General features: G+C 39.8%; 2 protein-coding genes. One reads left to right on the top strand and one right to left on the bottom strand.

Annotated elements, in window-relative coordinates; all coding sequences use genetic code 11:
* A partial coding sequence (locus Q1V93_RS08935) for a DUF2851 family protein (protein WP_300663889.1) occupies positions 1 to 1,258 on the bottom strand: 1,258 nt, incomplete at its 3' end.
* 326 nt (positions 1,259 to 1,584) lie between these two features.
* Between Q1V93_RS08935 and Q1V93_RS08930 the strand changes: the two genes are divergently transcribed.
* The gene (locus Q1V93_RS08930) at positions 1,585 to 3,858 is read left to right on the top strand and encodes an alkaline phosphatase family protein (RefSeq protein ID WP_300663887.1); all 2,274 of its coding nucleotides are present in this window, start codon (positions 1,585 to 1,587) and stop codon (positions 3,856 to 3,858) included.
* The last annotated feature ends 58 nt before the right edge of the window (positions 3,859 to 3,916 follow it).

The following is a 3,916-nucleotide window of genomic DNA, read 5'->3' as shown; positions in this document are numbered from 1 at the left end:
AAATTGTGTTTCCGATCCGGCAATTCAGGCAGGCTTTTTTAGTGCAGAATTCATTGGTCATTTCTATTAAACCTTGTGATTCGAGCGCATTTTTCGGAACAATTCCTTTCGTTCTCCACATCCGGATTTTCTCATTTCGTTCTGCGGGGAGCAGATTCAGTATTTCAAAGGCCCTGTTTCGATACGAGTCATCACTCAAACAATCGGTCAGCCACCACAAAAAAGGCACAACACTATTCATTATAATGGTATTTGCCGTGGCGATGCTCATTCCCGATTCTGATTTTTTCTCCTTTCCGAAGTCGAAATGATTCAACCAGTATTCATCTGCCGGTTTCAGTAAACGTTCCTGTAAAATCTGTAATAACTCTTTCGCCGGAAGATACCACAAGGAAGAAGTCCAATCCATCTCATGAACAAAGCCTGCGAACTGAGCAAGTCTTTGCGTAGGGAAACCACCGGGCCTGCAGCCTTTAAATTTCCACGACACCCGGTTTCTGGCTTCCAGTTTCAATTTATACTTCTGAAAATCCCACTCGTTTTTCAATTCTTCCTGGTATGAAACCAAAGGCGACTCTTCCAGAAAACCTCCGACCCCAAAAGTGATGGCCAGTTTCTGCTTCCGGGAAGCTTTGATAAATTTCTCAAAGGGAATTCCAATAGCCAATTCCTGGAAAGGCAATTGATTGACTTTCATCCCGAAAGCTTTGGAAATGGAATGAAACAAGATTTCTTTGAAAGACATGTTCCGTTCTCTGTAAAGTTCATCCAATTCCTTCACCTTCCGGGACATTCGCTGGAAAACCGCATGTTCGACCTGATTCCAAATAATGGGTTGAGAAACCTGATCCAAAAAAGATTCACATAAAAGAAGGGCTGCATCTTTCTGGTAATACTTTTTGAACCAATCGTAATGTTTCCAATCAATCATTTTTTTCAGTTCGACCGTCGGAATGGGAATTCCTTCTATGAAAATCAACTGATCGTGTTCATATACCACATGCAGAATCACGTTCGAATAAGCCAGGTCGTGCTGATGCCCGTGCAAATTCCAATCGGACGATTTCACATGCATTTCGATATTTCCCGAATGCTTGATCTGATCAATTTCAATCTGTCCGTTGAAAAAATCCGGTCCGGAATCCGGATTGTAATATCCGACATGCAGAATTTCGACTTTTTCCCCATCAACGGTCTTCAATTGGTGCAAGGGAAGTCGTTTGTTTTTCCAGAGAAAATGCAAGTAGTATTCGTTCATTTCTTAATTATTTGAAAACCGCACTGACGCTTGTTTTCAATCAAAATCAGTGCCTTTTCTTCTTTAATTTAAGAAAAAAGTTTCTTCCGTCAAATAGCAAATCCCGCATATTTATCAAAACTACCCAACCTTTCCATGTTAATATCTGTTTAATTAATTGTTAATTTTGTATCAAATCAAACACCCCAGCCTAAAGAATGAATTTTTATCAATCCCTCTACCAAAAAATAGTTCCGTATACCATTTCCCTCTTTCTGGTCTTTTGTTTCCTCCGGATTTTTCAAATCAGCTGTGAACCACAAGAAATTTTCGGTGTTCCGGTAAAAATGATTTACCATATCAAAGGTTTATTGATGGATTTGCTACTCTGTTTGTTGGTTTCTTTCACAGGAAGTGTTTTCAGCATACTTATCCGGACTATTTCCGGGAAGATCAATCTTATTTTCCTGCACCTTTTCGCTATTGCAAGCATTCTTTCCAATTTCATGCTTATTTTCTATTTCGTCAAAACGAAACAGCTTTTGGGTACTGTTTTTTATCAGCTCAGTTTTTCGGAATTGATCACTTCTGCCAACCTGGAATCGAATATCGGTTTCTTTTCCATTGTATTCCCCTCATTTCTGATATCTTCTTATTTCATACTTCCGCGTTTTATCCGAAAAATAAAACCGATGAGATTTGGTTCGGTTCTTTTCGGATTTCTGACGTTGTCGGCTTTGGTGGCTTACCCATGGAAAAATATCAGTTCACGGGATTATGTCGGAGATATGTTTATCAATAATAAGCTATTGGCTTTTTTAGACGTCACGGAAAAGCATTTCTTTTCAAATCAGGAATTGCAACAGATCAATACTTCTCTTTTCAACCAACTGGACGATTCCTTTTTCCCCGATCCGCAAAAACGCAGCAATGCATATCCTTTGATCCACGAACTGGAAGCTTCCAGTAAATTCGGAGCGTATCTCAAACAATCGCCCAAAGGTCCGCCCAACATCGTGATTATTATCGTAGAATCCCTGTCTTCCTTCCTGGTGGGAGAAAACAATGAAAACCCGTGTCACTTGATGCCCTTTCTGGATTCACTCAGCAGAAAAAGTCTCTACTTCCCGAATTTCATTTCAACGTGCGAACGCACACACAATGTATTGCCGGCAGCTTTGATCTCCGCTCCGAATCCTCCTGAAAAACAATTCATGCAAAAAGAGGAATACCCACGTCATTGGTCCCTGATTTCACTGCTTCCTGATTATCATTCCAGATTCTATTGCGGTGTCGATCTGGGTTTTTGTAGTATGAATGAGTTTATGAGCTACAATCAGACAGATTACATGGTCGAATCCTGGGAATCCCGTTTTTCAAAAACGCGGGATGGTGTTCTCAGTATCTGGGGTTATGCGGACGATCATCTGTTTCAAAAATCTTTCGTCGATGATCAAAAACACAAAAACAACAACCCAAAACTAGATGTTTTCCTCACAATCAGTAACCATGAGCCTTATTGTTTTCCGCAAAAAAGCCATTATATCTCGGTTTTAAATGACAAGCTGGAACATTCCAAAGCGACCAAAAAGCAAAGGGAAGAAATTCAGCAACTCTCGGAAGTTTATGCCAGTTATTTATTTTCGGATGAAGCCCTCAAAAACTACTTTCAACAGGCAGCAAAAAAGGCAGATTTCGACAATACCATTTTCTTTGTTTTCGGGGATCACGGCAATCCGTTGTTTCCACGAAGCGAAATTCAAAAATACCAGACTCCGCTTCTGATTTATTCACCTCTACTGAAGAAATCCGGAAAATTCAATTCCCTGATCTCACACAATGATCTCACGCCTACTATTCTGAATTACCTGCGAATCCATTATCCACAACTGAGAATCCCGAAGCAAGTGCCGTTTTTTGGAAAAGAAATCGCTTTCGAAAAGTCGTTCAAGTGCAACAGAACCCTTCCGCTAATCAGTTTGGACAGTGAAACCAAACACCTGATTTACAATGATCATTTTCAATACGAAGGGCAGCTTTTCAAGATTGGAAAAAACCTGAAACTGACACATTCCGATGATCATCAAATGAGCGAAAAACTGACACAGCAGTTAGGAATTTTCAAAAAAATGGCCCGTTATTATCACGATTACGATAAAATTCTTCCCAAAGAGCTTTACAAAGAACACGCCCGGAAAGGAGAAAAAATACCACTGAAGTATCTGTATTTGGACAAGCTTGTAAAAGAAGGTGTTAACGGGCTTTTCACAGATGTGGGACCCAAAATATGTATTGAAAAAGGATGGAAGCGCATCGAACTTGAATTGAATTGCGAAATCTTCCTTCGAAACGAAGCGGAACTCCGTCAATTCGCAAAACTCTCCAATGTGATTGAACGAAGAAAGCCAAATACATTGATCAAATGGCGAAAAAGCGAAGCGAAGTTACAGGAAGTGCTGCGCAACAATCAATGGAACAAAGTTTCGTATTCTCTTTTTGTCGATGTCAGAAAATACAGTAAGAAGACCGGTGAATACCAATTCATTTATTACCTGATCAATGATGAGCTGAAAAAACTCAAATTCAGAAAAGTGAATCTGGAGGTTACTGCCTGGAAATAGTTCACAAAAAAAGAGGCCTCAGCCTCTTTTCTTAGTTTTTATATTCAGGAAACAATTC

Origin of the sequence: Fluviicola sp. (assembly GCF_030151805.1) — a bacterium.
Lineage (GTDB): Bacteria > Bacteroidota > Bacteroidia > Flavobacteriales_D > Crocinitomicaceae > Fluviicola.
This window is presented reverse-complemented; position numbering and strand designations above follow the sequence as displayed.

Excerpts from the sequence above, each read along its gene's own strand:
- Q1V93_RS08930 (WP_300663887.1), top strand. The coding sequence starts at position 1,585 with ATGATTTACCATATCAAAGGTTTATTGATGGATTTGCTACTCTGTTTG.